11 protein-coding genes are annotated in these 17,548 nt (G+C 57.1%); 3 read left to right on the top strand and 8 right to left on the bottom strand.

Annotated elements, in window-relative coordinates; all coding sequences use genetic code 11:
• Window positions 1-14 precede the first annotated feature (14 nt).
• Both EQG79_RS27650 and EQG79_RS27645 read right to left on the bottom strand, forming a co-directional pair.
• Complete coding sequence (locus EQG79_RS27650) at window positions 15-2,075, bottom strand: caspase family protein (protein ID WP_129605996.1); 2,061 nt, start codon at window positions 2,073-2,075, stop codon at window positions 15-17.
• Window positions 2,076-2,162: 87 nt separating this feature from the next.
• The gene (locus EQG79_RS27645; protein ID WP_129605994.1) at window positions 2,163-2,573 is read right to left on the bottom strand and encodes a hypothetical protein; all 411 of its coding nucleotides are present in this window, start codon (window positions 2,571-2,573) and stop codon (window positions 2,163-2,165) included.
• 411 nt (window positions 2,574-2,984) lie between these two features.
• Here EQG79_RS27645 and EQG79_RS27640 point away from each other — a divergent pair, with 411 nt between their 5' ends.
• Window positions 2,985-5,771 carry a CHAT domain-containing protein gene (locus tag EQG79_RS27640; protein ID WP_077922018.1) on the top strand — a complete coding sequence of 929 codons (2,787 nt, stop codon included), beginning with the start codon at window positions 2,985-2,987 and terminating at the stop codon, window positions 5,769-5,771.
• On the opposite strand, the gene EQG79_RS27635 is transcribed toward EQG79_RS27640, so the two are convergent.
• Window positions 5,763-6,473 (bottom strand): hypothetical protein, encoded by a 711-nt coding sequence (locus EQG79_RS27635; protein ID WP_129605991.1) that lies wholly within the window; start codon window positions 6,471-6,473, stop codon window positions 5,763-5,765. The two genes, EQG79_RS27640 and EQG79_RS27635, sit on opposite strands and share 9 nt — an antisense overlap.
• Before the next feature lie 71 nt (window positions 6,474-6,544).
• Window positions 6,545-7,108, bottom strand: coding sequence for an RNA polymerase sigma factor (locus tag EQG79_RS27630; protein WP_077922016.1), 564 nt, complete (start codon window positions 7,106-7,108; stop codon window positions 6,545-6,547).
• 462 nt (window positions 7,109-7,570) lie between these two features.
• On the opposite strand from EQG79_RS27630, the gene EQG79_RS27625 reads away from it, so the two are divergent.
• Both EQG79_RS27625 and EQG79_RS27620 read left to right on the top strand, forming a co-directional pair.
• On the top strand, window positions 7,571-8,494 hold the full coding sequence (locus EQG79_RS27625) for a sigma-70 RNA polymerase sigma factor region 4 domain-containing protein (protein ID WP_077922015.1): 924 nt from the start codon (window positions 7,571-7,573) through the stop codon (window positions 8,492-8,494).
• Complete coding sequence (locus tag EQG79_RS27620) at window positions 8,491-9,147, top strand: anti-sigma factor (RefSeq protein WP_077922014.1); 657 nt, start codon at window positions 8,491-8,493, stop codon at window positions 9,145-9,147. The genes EQG79_RS27625 and EQG79_RS27620 overlap by 4 nt, the downstream gene beginning before the upstream one ends.
• Here the strand turns inward: EQG79_RS27620 and EQG79_RS27615 are convergent.
• The 4 genes from EQG79_RS27615 to msrB all read right to left on the bottom strand — a co-directional run bounded on the left by EQG79_RS27615 (window position 9,140) and on the right by msrB (window position 17,518).
• Window positions 9,140-10,711 carry a hypothetical protein gene (locus EQG79_RS27615; RefSeq protein ID WP_077922013.1) on the bottom strand — a complete coding sequence of 524 codons (1,572 nt, stop codon included), beginning with the start codon at window positions 10,709-10,711 and terminating at the stop codon, window positions 9,140-9,142. The genes EQG79_RS27620 and EQG79_RS27615 overlap by 8 nt on opposite strands.
• 298 nt (window positions 10,712-11,009) lie before the next feature.
• Window positions 11,010-13,907, bottom strand: a complete 2,898-nt coding sequence (locus EQG79_RS27610; RefSeq protein ID WP_129605989.1) for a caspase family protein — start codon at window positions 13,905-13,907, stop codon at window positions 11,010-11,012.
• A 211-nt stretch (window positions 13,908-14,118) separates the two neighbouring features.
• Complete coding sequence (locus EQG79_RS27605) at window positions 14,119-16,704, bottom strand: penicillin-binding protein 1A (RefSeq protein WP_129605987.1); 2,586 nt, start codon at window positions 16,702-16,704, stop codon at window positions 14,119-14,121.
• Between the two features lie 292 nt (window positions 16,705-16,996).
• Window positions 16,997-17,518 (bottom strand): peptide-methionine (R)-S-oxide reductase MsrB, encoded by a 522-nt coding sequence (gene msrB / locus EQG79_RS27600; RefSeq protein WP_077922010.1) that lies wholly within the window; start codon window positions 17,516-17,518, stop codon window positions 16,997-16,999.
• Window positions 17,519-17,548: the final 30 nt, after the last annotated feature.

Raw genomic sequence — 17,548 nt, 5'->3', positions numbered from 1 at the left:
GGGTCAGGCAATGCTTATTGCGGGCGGGTTGGAACGATCAGAAAAGGGTATGAAAAGGAGCCAACGGCCGTTTCGGGAAGGGTTCCCTCGCCTTCGGTACCGCGCATGACGAGCTGGGCTATGCCAAATACTTTTTCGAGGACGTTGCTCAGACCGCGGGTGCCCCGATCGAGGCTGCGCAGGCCGACAACGTTGCGCAGGTCAAACTTTTCCAGCGCGGCCAATACTTTAAACGTCTCGGTACCAAAGGGGGGCGAAAAGTCCAGCCGGCGCGGAATGATGAGCGTTTTGCCCGGCTCGATTACGTAATTCTCGGGCAGGTCGTGATTGACGGATGTTTCTTTGGTTGGAAACACGACGCTTACGCCACCGTCGGGCTGGATATCGATCAGGCTGAAATAGACGCGTAGGGAGCCGGTATTGGTAATTCTGACAGATGCTTTGTCCGTCGGTGAAAACATCATCAATCCGTTCTGTAAAAAGCCAGCCCGGTTTAGGGTATCGGTGGCGTCGCGACCTCCGGGCTTGCTGGGAATAAGTTCCAGCTTGAGGCCGATACCCGGATAGCTTGGGTTGTAGGTTTGCAGGAATTTGCCCTGTGCGTAGTTCTGGACCCGCAGGCTGATCGTCTCGCCGTCGGTTGGCCGGTTCACGGGTATGGGCTTACCGACAACAAACCCATCGGTTGTTTTACGAACCAGCGCGTAGCTGACCCCCGCCGAGTCGAGCTGGGACAGGTACAGCTCAGAAGCTTTGACAGACGTCAGCTTAACGAGGGGCAGCGCCTTAAGAACGTTTTCGGCGGCCGTGCGCAGCGGACCGTTGCGGAGGCTGTCCAGACTGAGGGCTACGGAGAGGTCGCCAAACGAACGCTCGGTCACGAACACCCACTGCTTAAGTTGCTGATCGGCCGGGAGTGGTTTTTCGAGTCGGATGGTGGCCGAAAACATACCCGCCTGAACTACGGTGCCGGATAGAAACGAACTAGCCTGCATGGGGTCAGTCGTGCCGGCCGGGCAAACCCGCACCTGGGTGTCGACGTTGACCGTTTCCAGCCGGCCGGCCGCAATGATGAGCTGTTTTCCGCTGTCGGTGAGTTGCTGAATCGGGTAGTAAGGGACTTGTTGCACCGCTTTGCCACCAAACAGTTGGCGGTCGTAGTCGCCGTCGATCTCCGGGGTTTGCTGCGGAGCCACTAGTTTCATTTCGGCAACGATGCGGTTGAATAACAGTCGGTAGGTTTCGCTGGGGTTAACGCTACGCAGTACCTTATTGATCACGTAAGACAGCGAACCCACCCCTTTGTCGCTCCCATCGGGCAGTATGTATTCGTAATTCAGTTCACCGGCTTTGGCGGCCGAGATCACCACGTAAGGCGCCAGGCCGGTTGCCACGCCACCCCGGGCCGGAGAAGGAGCCAGAAACGGTTTGGCCACCTGACGACCCGGCGCTGACCGGACCTGGGGGGCTTTGCCCGACAGGTTGAACGGTTGGCTATTGCCGCGTATTTTGGCGATACCGCCCCGGCTGATGGTGCCGGAATGGCAGGCGTCGGCAATGAGCAGGATGTCGCCCGAAGCTCCCAGCTTGCCGCGGAGTGTCTCGATGAGCTGGTTCAGTTCGTCGTCGCGCAGGTGCTGACTACCGTCGTAGTTGGGTTTGGCGCTGGCGCTGGCCGGGGCTCCGTAACAGACAATCGCTTCGTCGTACCCATCCAGCTCGTCGTTCGAGTCGTCGGAAATCTGCTGCCCGTGGCTCGAAAAATGAATAACGACCTGATCGCCGGGCCGGCACTGACCAATCAGCGTGTTGAGGGCGTTGATGATACCGGTTTTGGTCGCTTTGTCATCCTGCAGCACCGTTACGTCCGTGAATTTCTGATAGGCCAGTGCCGCCCGGATCAGCGGTATGTCGTTGGCCGAGCTGATCGACTGCCAGCCACTGGCTCCCGGGTATTTTCCAATAGCAATGACGAGGGCTCGTTTGGTTTGCGCAAACAGGGGATTTACCAGGAGCAGCAGGCCGACCAAAGCCGCCCAGCCAGCTCGCACGATGCGGTTCGGGTGGAGATTCATACGGATTGAGATGAGCGGTACAGGAGGATCGGGAAGGAGGCAGGCCCCCTTCCCGACAAAAAATCGTGCGTACTGCGCTGGCTGATGCTAGCGTAAGGTGTACACGTAATTTTCGCGGCAGTCGCCCGATGCGCTCCACTCGCGGGTGCCGCCCGTAGAGACGCAGTAAATGGTCGTATACCCTGACCCAACCGTTACCGTGCCGTCGTCCCAGGGGGCCAGCGTGCCTTTGTAGTCACCGTCGACGTAAATCTTGATGTACAGGCCGGTATAGTTATCAAACTTAACCCGGCATAAGGCGCCCCGGGTTTTGGCCGGTCTGGGAACGGGTACATCCGTGGTGGGCACGTCTTTTTTGATGTTAGGATTGGCGCCCCGCGTTTTCGGGACAGCCTTGCCCGTTACGGTCACATTTTTGTCAGGCTTGTCCTGCGCAACGGTGGTGGTGCCGACCAGAGCGATCAGCAGGCAGGCAATAAAAACGAGTTGTGCTTTCATGGAGTAAACTAGATAAGGTAATAGATAGAAACGGGATTTGATCGGCGTAAGAAGCACGTAATCAGACAAGAATGCAAAAAACAGACTGGTGAATTGAGTAAGCGTTGTATTTCTACCTGTAAATACCGGAATCGACAAAAAAGTAACAGCTATTCCTTTGGTAATTAATATGTTAACTATACTTTCTCTATAAGTTATAATCACTATCTGTAATACGGCTGATTATAGCCTGCTCCTTTCGTCCGGGCAGCGGGTTGCCAGGCTCGATGGGGTGGGTGGATATAGACTGGTATTTATGTAGATTAAATATTTATAACAGAAGCGACCTGCTGCGGGCTATGCAGCGTACTGGACTATTGCTTAATTTCACCCACGGGAACAGCCTCTCTTTATATTGCTTTGCGTACGCTTATGAATAGCAGTGGTTCTGGCTGGACGTGGTACGTCCTCGTACTGCTATGCCTGGGGTCGATGGCCGGGCATGGTCAGTCGGCCGACAGTTTGCGGCAGCGGGCTAATGCTATCTATCGACAGCAGCCTGCCGAAGCCCTGCGGTTGTTTGGTCAGGTTCAGAAGCTGGCCCGGCAGCAGGGGAAGTTTGACCTGGCGGCCAATAGTCTGGTCGACGAGGCTACGGTCTACTACGTAAACGATGACTATCGCCGGGCTACTACTGTCTGCCGGGCGGGTCTGCCGCTGACTCCGCTGGCCGATAGCACCCGCTTCAAACTATGGGCCAGTCTGGGCGAAATGTACCACCAGCGAAACCGTCCCGATTCGCTGCGCTGGTTCTGGCAACGCGCCGATTCGCTGCTGCTGGTTCGCCCGGCGCTGGAGCGTGAGGCCCGCACTTATGTGGCTGCCTACTGGGGCAATCGGGGTACCGCTTCCGTAGAGCAGGGCGACTACCGACAGGCCGAGCGGTGTTTCCAGAAACGGCTGCTACTCCTGGCTCGCCACACCACCCCGGCCCGGCAGGCCATTGCCGAGAATCAGTTCGCGCTGTTTTACCGGCAACTGGGGCAGCTCGGTCGGGCCGACTCGCTCTATACCGCATCGGTCCGTCACTATAAAACGCCCGACCTGAATCGGGGCTGGCTATTGCTGGGCCTGATCGAGTGTCGGCTACAGCGGCAACGGACCGATTCTGTCTGGGTGTTCATACGCGAAACGGAGCGGCTGGTCAAACAGGCCGGTACCGACGGCGCCGAACTGTCTGCCTACCTCGATCAGTCGTTGGGTAAGTACTGGGAGCAGCAGCAGCAGTTAGGCCGCGCCCGAACATTTTTTGCGCGCTCTGTTGCCACAGGGCAGCGGCTGGGCGGGTCGAGCCGGGTCGGGTGGCGGGGGCTGATGGCGCTGAGCCGGATGGCCTGGCTGCAGCAGGACGTATCGGGGGCGCTAACGTTTATCCAGCAGGCTATGCAGGCCAACAGTTTGCGCTTTCGGGCTACCGATCCGGCGCAAAACCCAGCCCTGACCGACTTCCTGAACGGGCCTGACCTGTTCGAGTCGCTCTGCTGGAAAGCCCACCTGCTGCATGCCGCCAAAACGATGCCTAACTCGCTGCAGCTGGCCAACCTCACCTATGATCGGGCCTTTGCCCTGAGTGATCTGCTGCAGGCATCCTACAGTGCCGAACTGACCAAGCTGTTCGTGCAGGAAAAGCTCCGCCCGGCTTACCGGGAAGCGGTAGCGGTAGCGTATGCCCAGTACCGACAACGGCCCGACAAGGCCACCCTGGCCGCACTGTTACACCGGCAGGAGCAGGGTAGCGCGGCCGTACTGCGTGAAACCCTGCAGGCCTTACAGCGCGACTATGCAGGGGTGCCGGGCTATCTGCTCGAAGAAGTGCAGCGGGCCAAAAACCGGCTGGCTGCGGCCAAAACGGCCTGGGCCGAACGAGATGTGGCGCATTCTACAGGGGCCGGAATCGTGGCTGTCAATGCGGAACTGGTCAACGCCGAGCTGGTCTGGAATCGGGCGTACCAAAAGCTGCGGCCCTATACGTCGGCCCAACCGGGAGCCGACAATCTGAGCCGCCTGCAACAGCAACTCGCCCCGGATATGGCTTTTTTACAGTATAGCCTGACATCTGACTCGCTACTGCTGACTGTCGTAAAGAAACACCAGATTCGGGTGATGCTGCTCCCGATCAGCGGTGCCCAGCTGAACCAGCTGGCCGAAACCGTTCGGCATGAAGCCTACCGAAATCCCGATCCGTTTCAGTATACGGGACATACCGCTGCCCGGGCTCTGTTTAGGCGGGTGCTGGGGCCGGTCTGGGCCGACCTGGCCGGCGTTCGGCGGCTGGTTATTGTGCGCGACGGACCCCTGCATTACCTGCCTTTCGAAGTGCTGGAGACGGGACAGCGTCCCGATGATTACCTGCTCAGGCATGCAGCCATCACCTACGCTTACTCGATGGACAGCTACGTTAGAAGCCCCCGCCAGCGCCCCGACGGCTCGCCCGATGTACTCAGTATGGCTCCTTTTGCCGTTGATCAGGCTACGCTTACCCTTATCCAGCAACGGGGGTACCAGTCTCTCGACCGGTCGGAAGCCGAAATCGGGTCTGCTGCCGGCACGCGCTCAACGGCCGCCAATGCCAGCAAAGCCACCTTTCTGTCACTATTTCCCGACCATCAGGTTCTTCACCTGGCCACCCACGCCCGGGCCAGCGACAACGACCCCGGCGATTCGTACATCGCGTTTTTCCCGCAGGATTCGTCACACCGGCTGTATGCCCACGAGCTGGGCCTGCTGGACCTGCGCCATATCCGGCTGGCCGTGCTGTCTGCCTGCCGAACGGGTAGTGGCAGTCTGCACGGGGGCGAGGGCCTGCTGAGTCTGAGCCGGGCGTTTGCATCGGCGGGCTGTCCGCAGGTTATCACTTCACTCTGGAATGCGCATGATGGTACTACGGCCCGGCTCTCGCAACTGTTATACGAAGAGCTGGCGTCGGGCCTGCCAACCGATGTGGCCCTACAGCGGGCCAAGCTGCGGTTCATTGAGCAGCAATCGTCCGGTGGGGCGTTTAGCCCGCCCCACTTCTGGGCGCATCTGGTCCTGATGGGGACTAACCAGCCCGTTTTTCCGGTTCCCGGTCCCTGGCCAACCGGCTGGCTGGCTGCTCTGGGAACCGGGCTATTGGCTATCGCTGGCTACATCCGGTACCGTCGGCGTCGTTCACGCTGAGCGGCCGAGTTTCTGCCAGCGGATCTGCCACCACACTTTCCAGCGATCCGATGTACTGATGGGATAAACGGACTGGCCGCTCTGGTCGAGCAGCTGGAACGTGGCGTCGGCATTGTCGGGCTGCCGGTTGAGCAGGTAGGCATTCAGCAGGTGCCACTGTACGGCCTGTTTGAAATAGGGGCGGAGACTGTCTACCCGCGCCAGCTTTTCCAGATTACCGATAGCGAGCTGGGGCTGACCATTGGCCAGATACGCCTGCGCATCGAAGAACTCGCGGTAAAAAGTCCGCTGCTGGGGCGTAAGGTCAGGCCCGGCTACATCGTCTTCCGATTCGCGGTAGCGCTGCGTCAGGGTCACATCCTGGCGGTAGCTTTCCAGATCGACCTGGCTGAAGGTCAGGTAGCTGATGACCAGCAGGACGCAGGCTACCAGCACACTGGCCAGCCTGCCCCGCCCGAGCCGAAGACGCTGGATGGGTTTAGGGGGCGCAGCCAGTTCGGCACGAACGGCGTTCCGGACTGTTTTGGCCAGGGCCAGTTCACGCAGCGCTTTATCGGCTGCGAGCAGCTGAGCACACTCCCGGCTGAAATCAGGGTCGCGTTTGAGTTCCTGCTCGAAAATAAGTCGTTCGTCGGCGGATAGCGTACCCCGGTGGTAGGCTTCCATCCACTCCCATTGCTCAAGTTGATTAGTTGGTCGCATGTTGGATAGATACTAGCTGGTTCAGATCAATAGTACTGAAGTACTTCATCGATTACAGGTTTTTCGCCTTTTTATTCGTTGCCGTCCCGTTTTTCGCCCCGGAGCAGCGCCCCCAGGTATAGCATGCACCGATACTTACGCACTTTGGCCGCTTTGGCCGAAGCGTTGACCCGGTGAGCAATCTCATCGAACGATAAATCGTCCCAGTAAAACAGCTGCAACAGCTCCTGGCAGGCTTCGCCCAACTGGCTGAAGGCCTGCTGCAGTGTAGCCAGCCGTTCGGGTTTATCCTCGGCCGTGGGCTCTTCGGTCAGGTCGTCGAACTGGCTCAGCAGGCCCACCTGTTTCCGACGCTTGAGGACCTTGAGCCATTTGTTGCGCATCACCTTATACACGTACGCATCCAGCGTTGCCTCTGCCCGGGGCTGGTAGTGGCCCGAACGCAGCTGAGCCCATACCGCCAGTACCGTTTCCTGGGTGAGATCAGCAGCATCTTCTTCACTGCCCGAGTTGTCCAGCACATGCCGACGAATGACCGCTTTGACTTTATGGGTTAGCTGGTGGGTGGCCCACTCAACCCGACGTTTGTCGTCGGAGCATATGGCTTCGTATAAGGTCTGATCGGCACTCGACATGCGGTAGGGTGACTGTTTACTGGGATATTCTCCTTTTGCCGGAAAAGTAACGGAAATAGTGAGTGGGGGGTGTGATTTTTTTCCGCCCCCTGCAATCTACTCTCGAAAGCCAGCTCCGAAAGCTTTTTAGCGGACGTCCCCGGAGCCAGCCTTCAACAAACCCCAAAACGCCCGCAAGGGTAATAACATGAACAAACGACCATTGGCTTCGGCTTCGGGTTGGGTGGGTATGTTCGGGGTCGTGTTGATGCTGGCCATGGGTGCCTGTGAATCAGTTGCGGTTGACCCCGCTCCGGGTGAGGCTAAACCAGCCGTCAGAACAACGACTTTCGACGAAGACCCCCCAGAAAAACCAACAAAACCTCCAGGTGGAGGTTAGTTAACGATAGCCGCCATACTACGGGAGTGTAGTATGGCGGTTTTTTTAGTAGCTTTGGACAGTAGCCTTCTGTTCCACACCTGATGTCCACATCTGTACCTTCCGACGAAGCCTTTGTTCGTCAGATTGCGCCCGTTGTTACCAAAACACTGGCCAATGAATTTGCTGATCTGCCCGGCCAGGCTGCTGCGGCTATTCTTCGTCAGACCCTGGCCACCTGCCTGATCATTCGACGGAAGGCAACCAAACAACGACTGAATCCATCCCTGTTTGCCCGGCGCGTTACCCGCGAGCAGGTCCTGAGCTGGCTGGCCGCTGACGGAAGTCCGGCTCAGCAAACGTCAGCGATGAGCCGAATCATGGCCGAAAACCGGGAGGCCGTAGCCCGCTACCTGGCGCAGTTCCGGTTCCGGACGACCGACGTTGCCGACGAAGTACTCAATGACTCGTTTGCTGCCTTCTTCACCAACCTGGCCGACAGAAAGCCGGTCGAAGCGCTGTTGTCGACCTGCCTGATCAGCATTGCCCGTTTCAAAGCCCTGCATCAGCTTCGGCAGGAACGCACTGACCCGGTTGAGCAAACGAACTGGCTGGAAACCACATTCCTTACTGTCGATGAGGCCGATATGGGTACTATGACCTGGCCCCTGACAACCGCCGATGACGAACCGATCAGCATTGACCTGCCGGTGACGACAACCGACGGCCGTTCCGGCACCATCCAAATTGAAGTTTCGAGGTTCCGGACCTGGCTGGCCGATTGTTTCAGCCGACTCGGTGCGGCCCGTCAGCTGTTGTTTCGCCTGCGGTACAAATACTGGAGTGAGCAGGAGTTGAAAACTATGTCAATGGACGAGGTACAGGCGGTCTTCGATGACCTGGATATGACCGAAATTGCCGCCAGAGCAGGCTATACCAATGCGCACACGGCCAGCGTTCGGCTGAACGAAAGCCGTAGCCGGTTGCGGGATTGTTTGACAGAAAAAATGAAGAACGCAGCATTATGATTACCGACCAGAACAAATGGGCTATTATTGACGCGTATCTGGCCGGACAACTCGATGAGTCGGGGCGGCAGGCCGTCAGGCAGAAAATGACCGACGATGCCGATTTCAGGGCCGATGTACTCATGCAGTCTGCCCTGAATCAGCAGTTTGACCGGGAGCAGACCAGCAAGGATTACGATCTGGTTGATCGACTGATCAGCGAAGGGCTAACCACGCCTGTATCGTCGGGGCCGGGTCGGTCCCGGCCGGTGCGCCCGTGGTGGCAGCAAACCTGGTTGCGGGCGGTGGCTACGCTGTTGCTGGTGGCAGGACTCGGCTGGCTGGGGTTCCGGTATCTGTCCGGACCAGACACGCTCTCGACCCAGATTCCCTATGCGCAGCGTGGCTTTGGGGTAGACGGTACTCCGGCGCCCGATAAGCTGACCACCTTTCCGGTTACCTTCAGCACCGACGGTCCGGCTTCCGGCGAATACAGCAGCGATCCGGACGGACTGCACCTGCACCTGACGGAGCTGCCTGCCAGCGAGGCCCGGTGGCAGCTGCGCGACGACCCGCAGCAGGGCGGCTTTTTGCTGACCGACCCACAGGGCCGCACGTACCGGCTCGACCGCGATACGTACGGTGGGCGTAAACCGCTGGTGCCGATCAAATAGGGGTTACGGCCAGCCAGCTCACCAGCTGCTCGCTCCTGAATTCCAGAAACAGGCGACTGTTACCCCGGCGGTATCCGTAGAATCGGCTTCCCCGCGCGCCAGCTACGTCGGCCGAGGGCGGTCCGTAGGCCGACAGGCGCGAACGAGGGCTGCCAATCGGTAAGTCGGCCAGCCCCAACCGATTGCTTTTAACCACGCGGTACCACCGTGGTTTGTTGTTTTCTTCAATAGACAGTTCGTACAGCGTCAGTGAATCGGTGCGGGCATACCGTCCGCCAGAGGGGAGCGGCTGTAGCGGTAACCGGGGAGCCGGGCGGAGCCGATCGACCGGCGAGGGCCTGCTGGCGGTTTGGGTCGACTGGCGGTTGGCCACGAGCCGGTTCCAGTAGCGTTGCCAGCCGGGTTTTTGTGATTCTTCGTAGAGCCGCATGTTGTCGGTTGCCCGAAAAGCGCCCTGCGCTGCTGCCTGGCGAAACAGCCGCTGAGCCTCGGCGGGTTTGCTGCGGTCGGCCTCAATGACGGCCAGCAGCAGCAATCCATTAGCCGACAGGGGCCGACTGGCGGTGCGACTCGCCATCAGGGTTTGGTACGCTTTTTCGGTTTCGTTCAGCAGATAAAACGTGAGTGCCAGATTGAGGGTGGCGGCCTGGTAACCAGGCTGCCGGGCCAGGGCGGTACTGAACAGATGCCGGGCGTCGGCCAGCAGCGGGCGGTATGGTACCGGCTCACCCCGGCGCGGATTGGCCAGCAGTCGGTTATCGGCATCAAACTCGACCGGAAAAGCAAACCGCAAGCGCGGATCATCCCGCGCGGGCGCCATCTGAGCCAGCGCCTGGTTGAGCTTGATGGCTCCCAGGTTATTCAGAATCGTAGCCGTAGGGTAGCGGGCTACCAGCGTAGAAAAAGCCTGGCCGGCCGCTGCGTAGTCGAGCAGGAGGTAATGAATTTCACCCAGTTCGAAATAATGGGCCAGTTCGCGTACGCGAGCCGTGGTGTCGCTTACCATCTGCAACCGCTGGCTGCGGCTGGGGTAGCCCGCTATCTGGTTAGGGAGCCGAAAGGTATCGTATAGTTTTCTGTATACGGCGGGCGCAATCGTAAATGCATCGTACCCGGCCAGATAGGCCAGAAAGACGCCCGATCGGTCGGCCAGCGCTTCCAGATTTTCTGACGAATAGGCGGCTCCGTTGGGCATGACAACGGGTGAGAAGAAGCCTTGCTTTTGGCCATGCCGGTACTGGAAATGGGCCAGCTCGTGTCCCAGCAGACAGGCCAGGGCCGCATCGGCATCAGGCCCGAACGTACGGCACAGATCCAGCACATCGTCGCTGAGGTCGATGTGGGCCGGCGTTCCCGGCCGGTAAACCAGCGAGCCACCCTGCTGCGCCGATCCCCGCGGCAGCCGGCGGAGTACTGGCGGATGGGGCGGGTTGCCCATGGCCCGCAGCAAATTGGCATAGACCCGTTGGGCCTGGCTTGATGGCTCGGGCAGTTTTGTGAAAAAATTCAGAAAGAAAAAAACGGTGACAATGAGAAGGTTAGCTTGTAGGTTGAGAGGCTTCATGCAAAAAGTGGCCATTTTTTCATGGGGGCCTGTTACTTTTTCTGTTCTCCGGGAATAATCAAATGTAACACAAACACAACGGTTCTGCTCTACGCCATTGAGCCTATGTCGTAAGCACATCGTCCTGATCCTGTTTGTGATAATCTGAGGCTTTCCGATTTTATTCACACCCGTTCAACGTTCGCCCGACTCCGACTAAGTAAGGAGTCGGGCTTTTTTGTGCCCTGGGGACTGGCGCGCAGTACGCGGACCGATTGGGCTGGCGAAATGAGTAGGGGATTGGCCCGCCTGGTTAAATTTATTTGATAACGCATAGCGGCAGGCTGTTCGGAATTCGGCCTTCGTTATAGGTTACTGGATGTTGCAGACCGTTGGTGAGTTGCTTCACCCGCTCCGTCACGTAACGGTCCAGTTCGCTCAAGCTGATGACACCGTCTTTGGTTATCTCGGCCCGGCCCGATAAACCTTCCAGTACGGCTTTGGTGAACGCCCCCTGCTGCCAGTCTGCCGACTCCTGCGAGGTTTCTTTACCCGTTGAGGCACTCATCACAACAACCCCTACATCGTCGGAGATGAGTTCGCGCACAAACTCCCCCAGGTTAGGTTCGAGATCCCGACGCTGTACGCCGGCTTTAACCAGGTTGCCGGCGTGGCAGGCATCCACAAAAGCCAGCACTTTACAGGGCAGGCTACCCAGTACATCGGTCAGGTCCGAGTATTTCAGGGCCGTGGCTTCTATATCTGACGTCTCTACGTCGTAGGGGAGAAAATAGAAGGTGTTATTGGCCGTGTTGACCCCGTGTCCGGCCAGACTGACGATGACCAGATCGCGTTGCGTAGCGGCTCGCTTCAGTTCTGTCAGCGCTTTCTTGATGCCCCGGCCGGTGGCTTTCTCGTTCGTTATGGCGGTAGAAATGACCTGCCTGAATAACCCGCCCGACTGCTTGGAAAAGGCTGTTGCCAGCGCTTCGGCATCGCGGTGGGCGAAGCGCAGATTCAGCTGGGTTTCCTGATACGAAGAAACGCCGATTGTCAGTACATAGAGCGTTGGTTTAAACAACTCTTCGGTTCGGGCGGGCTGGTAGGTGACCGTCCGTTTCTCCGACGATACCTCGCCGTCGGCATTGCGTACCAGAATTTCGAGTTCGTTATCGCCCGTTGTGAGCGAAACCAGTTCGCTGAACGATGTCGATCCGGCCGCTACGCTGGCGCCCCGCCGTTCGTAGCCCGATCGCCCGTTTACCAGTACCTTGACCAGCTGCACCGGCGAGGCTGATTCGATCAGGGCGGTTAGCCGGTAGGTGGCTGCGTCGGTGGTAACAAACCGACTGGCCGGTATTTGCCAGCTGACCTCCGGCGGATGCAGCAGCCGTATATTTTCCAGCCGCCCCGTCGTGAGCGTTTGCTGGGCGGCCGCCAGACTCCCCGTTTCAACCAACCGGGTGATAAATTGAGGCTGGTAAAATTTTTTGCGAAAGCTGGTAGCCGGGTAATAACTGGCAATCTGATCATAGCCCCGGTTGATATGCCAGCCCATGTATTTTTCGCCGTCGGGCGAGGCATCGTAATACCCCGACGGATGCCATAAGACCCATTCGTTGTCGGTGCCGACAAAGAGCGACAGCAGTGGCTCAATGACTGTTTTTTTACCCACCTCAGCCAGTGGCCATAGTTTGATCACCTGATCTTCGCCCCCCGACACCAGCCACTGGCCATCGGCCGAAACACTGATACCGCGTAGATCGGATGTATGCCCCATAAACTCGCTCAGCACCTTTCCGGAGAAGTCATACATATACAACCGGCCATTGCTACCCCCCGACACGATGGTTTGATTCGGGCCAAATCCATAGCAGTTGTGTCGGTATCCATCTGTACTGCCACGAGTGATGCTCGCACTGGTTTTGTTAGCCTGACGGAGCTGCAGTACGGCATCGTCGAATCCATAAAGCCCCCCCGCTTGGTGGGTCAGCGAATAGTCACCTTGATTCAGAATTGGCCCGGCTACTTCTGTACCAGGGGGCAGCGGGCTTAGCTGCCGGTTAATGAGATCGAACTGTGTGGTTAATGTTGACCGTCCTTTATTCTGAGTGAACGTGGTGGTGAAGGCCAGGATCTTCTGGCTAATGCCCGTGGCAAATACCGTTTTGCCCATGGCGAGAAGTCTGCGAACCACTGTCCCGCTTGTTTTACCGATGTTGATCTCCTGGTTGCTGCCCCCGCCTATGACAACGGTGTTATTATCAAGAAAAGCTACGGCAGTAACTGTATTGTCAAACCCTTTAAAACTTGTTTCCAGCTCCCAGCGCTTATTGCTTAGCTTATACAGTTTACATACAGGGTCGAGGTTGTAGTTGCTGTACCGGCCGCATAAGAAGCGTTGCCCATCGGGCGAAAAACGAATGACGCTGGGGGAGTTTCTGTTATCGATGGTCTGTATTACCTGCCCGGCTCGATTATGAATAGCAAGCCGGTTATCATCACCACCCGAAACAATGGTCTGGCCGTCAGGAGAGATGGCTACTACATCACACTGGGCGTCGTGGACGTCACTGCTGGCATAAGCCCTGCCGTCGGCTAAAGTCCAGAATTTGATGGTTTTATCGTACGATGCGCTGACTACCAAATTTCCTTGCATGGCCACGTCGTAGACTGGTCGGGTATGTCCCCGTAAAACTTGTGCAGGCGTGGTACCTTTGCTGCCGTTAGTCTGGGTCATGTCCCAGACCATGGCTGTATTATCGCTGGAGCCCGAAACCAGGTGCCGGGAGTCATTAGAGAATTTCAGGCAGTGAACCACATCCGTATGTCCTTTGAGCAGGGCTTTTAACTCGCGTTTCTGAAAATCGTAGAGCCGCAGAAAGTTATCATCGACAGAATCGCCGTTTTTAAGCCAGCCTCCTACGGCCAGCCAGCGGTTGTCGGGCGACAGGGCCATCGCAAAAATCTTCCCTAAACTGCCTTCGCTCTGCTGCCCCCTGATTTCTTCGGTCAATAGGCCGGTTTGCGCGTTCCAGATCCGGATAACCTTATCATCGCCAGCCGAAATAATAAACCGACCATCGTTGGTAACCGCAATATCCCGAATGAGCCCCTGATGCCCGTTGGTATTCAGAACCAGTTGAGGATCCGACTGGCAAAAAGCAGAAAGAGGTAATAGCCACAGGGCTGTTAGCAGATAGTAGAAAGGGCTCATGGTGCAGGATACAGGGGTTTCATGCCCAAGATACCAACTTTGCGTATATCGAAAAAAAAGCAGGGAGAAAGCAGGGGTCTGATTAACAGCTAGTTGTCATATAGACTATGCTGATATAGAAAGGTAGAATGGCCGCAAACGCAACCGACCGCCGATGTCGCATGGGGGATGCGGTTCGGCGGTCGGCAGTATAAATTGACCAGATGGTCAGTTAGGGGGTCCCGCTTGTATCGGGGGGGGTAGTGGCGTCAGGGGCGGGGGTAGTCGGAACGAAGGTCGAGTCCGATTCACCCGATACATCGGTCGAGTCCGATTCGGCAGCGCTTTCGTCTTCGTACGAGTAGCAGTTCTGATAATCTTTGGTGATCGGAACGGCTGGTTTGGCAAATGGCCCCTGCAGGTTCCGGAACTTGTTATCGGCATATACCTTTTCCAGGAATCGGCCAACCAGCGGCAGCGCTGTTTTGGCCCCCTCGCCGAGATCGGTTGAGCGGAAGTGAATACTTCGGTCATCACCACCGACCCAGGCGCCAACGACCAGTTTATCCGATACGCCAACAAACCAGCCGTCGGAGTTATTGGATGTGGTTCCGGTTTTGCCGCCCATTTCGTGCCGATTCTTGAACAGGTTAAACGACCACAGGTTCTGGGAGGTGCCGCCGGGTTCCTGGAGGCCACCCTGTAGCATATACCGCATCAGGAACGCCGTTTCAGGACTGATGGCCCGCCGACGCTGGGTCTGGAACGTTTCGATCACGACCCCGTCGCGGTCTTCGATGCGCTGCACAATCATGGGTTCGATGGCTTCTCCGTCGTTGATAAACGTACAGTAAGCACCTACCAGCTCGTACAGCGACACATCCGACGATCCCAGCCCAACGGACGGAACGGCCGCCAGCTTACTCTTGATTCCCATCCGGTGGGCGTACTCGACGACCCGCTCAGGCCCCACGTCGTCGGTAAGTTTAGCGGTGATGGAGTTCACCGAACGGGCCATAGCCCGGCGCAGGGTCATTTCCGAATAAGTGTAATAGCCCGTCGAGTTGCGGGGTTCCCAGACCTTTTCTTCGCCGTTTTCGCGGTAAGCCTTCCGGAATGGCCGATCCTGAATACGGTCGCAGGGGCCGAGGTTAATCAGCGTATCGTCGATAGCGGTCGTGTAGACAAACGGTTTAAAGGTAGATCCCGGTTGCCGCTTGCCCTGCTTGACGTGGTCGTACTTGAAATAATCGTAGTTCAGGCCACCGACCCAGGCCCGAATGTAGCCCGTATGCGGGTCCATAGCTACCATGCCCGATTGCAGAAACCGCTTGTAATACGAGATAGAATCGTAGGGCGTCATTTCGGTCGAGTCGTACCCGCGTTTGCTGTTCCAGCTGAACACCCGCATCTTGTACTTCTTGACCTTCATGTAATAGGTGACCGAATCGGGGTCGAGCGGAAACCGTTTGGCCAGCACTTTGTAGCGCTCGGTACGGCGGGCTACCGAATCGATAAATCCCGGTAGTTCGTTGCCATCTTCGTCGGTCCAGGGATTTCGGCCGCGCCAGTGGTTATCGAAGGTCCGTTGCAGCGCTTTCATCTTTTCGCTGGTGGCTTCTTCAGCATAGGTCTGCATGCGCGAGTCGATGGTCGTAACAATGCGCAGGCCGTCCGTATACAGGTCGTACCCGTTATCGTTTTCTTCGGCCCACTTCTTTACGTAATCGAGTACGGCGTTCTTCAGGTAACTGGCCGGGCCCGAGTAAGGATTTTCGGGCGTGTAGTCGGTTACGAGGGGGAGTGCGCTGATCGAGTCGGCCTGTTGCCGGGTCAAAAATTTGTATTTGGCCATCTGGCCCAGCACGACATTCCGCCGTTCTTTCGACCGTTTCGGATTCCGGAGCGGGTTATAATTGGTCGTTGCTTTCTGTAAGCCGACCAGTACGGCGCCTTCCTGAATGTTGAGGCTGTCGGGGGCTTTATTAAAAAACGTTCGGGCTGCGGTCTTCAATCCGAACGCATTGCTGCCAAAGTCGACCGTATTGAAATAGTAGGTGATGATCTCTTCTTTGGAGAAGTTTCGCTCCAGTTTGAGCGCCATCAGCCATTCCTTCGATTTGTACACTACCTTACGGAGAAAGGGAATTCGGGTCAGCAGCCCCGAATTCGATTTGCGCCGGGTCTTGAACAGGTTTTTGGCCAGCTGCTGGGTAATGGTAGAGCCGCCCCCGTCGCGTCCGAGGCTGATCAAAGCCCGGCCAATAGCCCGCGGATCGATGCCGCCATGATCGTAGAACCGGGCATCTTCAGTAGCAATCAGGGCGTTGATGAGTGGTTTCGGGATGTTCTGATACTTGATGGGGGTTCGGTTTTCGGCATAGAATTTACCGATCATCACGCCATCCTGCGAATAAATTTCGGAAGCCTGGTTCAGCTTCGGGTTGGCGAGTTCAATCACGCTCGGCATCTCGCCGGTCAGGTACAGAAAATTGTAGTTGATGATGAACACGTAAACCCCCAGCATCAGGGCGCTGATCAGGGTCCAGCGAATGCCGTTTTTTAGGTACGGATAATACCAGGCGTCGGGATCAATGTACTGATGAACAAAGGAGCGGAGCCGCTCGCGGTAATCCCGGTAGGTCTGGGTCCATGAATTAACCCGTTCTTCGCCCGCCAGGCGGGTTGTTTGCTTATAAATAGTTTGACTAACTCCTCGTCTCACACTGCCAAACTGCGCCCGACGGTGTCGAATTCGTCGCCGGAATGCGCCAAAAGCGTGTCGGATAGCGCGGAATCGCTCCCTGTCTTCACTCATGCGTTTTATTCAGTAATGCTCGGTTAGGTCCGGAACAGGAAAGGCTCGCCTTGGGAAGACATTACTGCCCGGACTCGTCGGCTTTGGGGTCGGCCCCTGAATCGCTAAAAACGCACTCCGGCGTTGATTCAGTGGGCGTCAAATATAACGGATTTTTGCCCGATCTGATATACCAAAACAGGTCCGTTTACGCAATCGGGCTGGTTATGACTCGTTTTTTAATGAATAAGCCAGTCGGCTGACAACGCATACCGACTGGCTTAGTAACCTGATTGTAGAGACGTGCTGACGTCTATTTTTTCTCGAAAATCATCGCCACACCGTTCATGCAATAACGAAGACCGGTGGGTTTGGGACCGTCGTTGAAAACGTGGCCGAGGTGACCGCCACATACCGAACACTGGATTTCGGTACGGACCATGCCGTAGCTTTTGTCGGCCTCTTCGGTAACGGCGTTTTTGCTGATCGGTTTGTAAAAACTGGGCCAGCCGGTTCCGGAGTCAAACTTGGTATCGGACGCAAACAGGGGATTGCGGCAGCCGGCACAGCGGAACACGCCATGCTCGTGGTTGTCGTTCAGTGGGCTGGTGAAGGCTCGTTCGGTACCATGTTCGCGCAGTACGGCGTACTGATCGGGGGTGAGTATCTTTTTCCATTCGGCGTTGGTCTTCACCACTTTTCGCTCGCCGGGCTGAGGGGTGGGTTTATTAGTCTGCAATGAGGCCGGGGCCCCACCCGGAGCCACCGACGGGCTGGCTGCGCTATAGACCGACCAAAGGAGAACCGGAATGAACAGAATTAACAGGTATTTCATGGGTTATCTGTAAGTAATTGGGAGTAGATA

Origin of the sequence: Spirosoma sordidisoli (assembly GCF_004138325.1) — a bacterium.
GTDB lineage: Bacteria > Bacteroidota > Bacteroidia > Cytophagales > Spirosomataceae > Spirosoma > Spirosoma sordidisoli.
Note: the sequence above shows the minus strand (reverse complement) of the source record. Positions and strands in the feature narration are given on the sequence as shown.

What these genes read in the sequence shown, in the direction of transcription:
- EQG79_RS27645 (WP_129605994.1), bottom strand. Translation starts at nt 2,573, where the DNA reads ATGAAAGCACAACTCGTTTTTATTGCCTGCCTGCTGATCGCTCTGGTC.
- msrB (WP_077922010.1), bottom strand. Translation starts at nt 17,518, where the DNA reads ATGAAATACCTGTTAATTCTGTTCATTCCGGTTCTCCTTTGGTCGGTC.
- EQG79_RS27610 (WP_129605989.1), bottom strand. Translation starts at nt 13,907, where the DNA reads ATGAGCCCTTTCTACTATCTGCTAACAGCCCTGTGGCTATTACCTCTT.
- EQG79_RS27650 (WP_129605996.1), bottom strand. Translation starts at nt 2,075, where the DNA reads ATGAATCTCCACCCGAACCGCATCGTGCGAGCTGGCTGGGCGGCTTTG.
- EQG79_RS27640 (WP_077922018.1), top strand. Translation starts at nt 2,985, where the DNA reads ATGAATAGCAGTGGTTCTGGCTGGACGTGGTACGTCCTCGTACTGCTA.
- EQG79_RS27635 (WP_129605991.1), bottom strand. Translation starts at nt 6,473, where the DNA reads ATGCGACCAACTAATCAACTTGAGCAATGGGAGTGGATGGAAGCCTAC.
- EQG79_RS27630 (WP_077922016.1), bottom strand. Translation starts at nt 7,108, where the DNA reads ATGTCGAGTGCCGATCAGACCTTATACGAAGCCATATGCTCCGACGAC.
- EQG79_RS27605 (WP_129605987.1), bottom strand. Translation starts at nt 16,704, where the DNA reads ATGAGTGAAGACAGGGAGCGATTCCGCGCTATCCGACACGCTTTTGGC.
- EQG79_RS27625 (WP_077922015.1), top strand. Translation starts at nt 7,571, where the DNA reads ATGTCCACATCTGTACCTTCCGACGAAGCCTTTGTTCGTCAGATTGCG.
- EQG79_RS27620 (WP_077922014.1), top strand. Translation starts at nt 8,491, where the DNA reads ATGATTACCGACCAGAACAAATGGGCTATTATTGACGCGTATCTGGCC.
- EQG79_RS27615 (WP_077922013.1), bottom strand. Translation starts at nt 10,711, where the DNA reads ATGAAGCCTCTCAACCTACAAGCTAACCTTCTCATTGTCACCGTTTTT.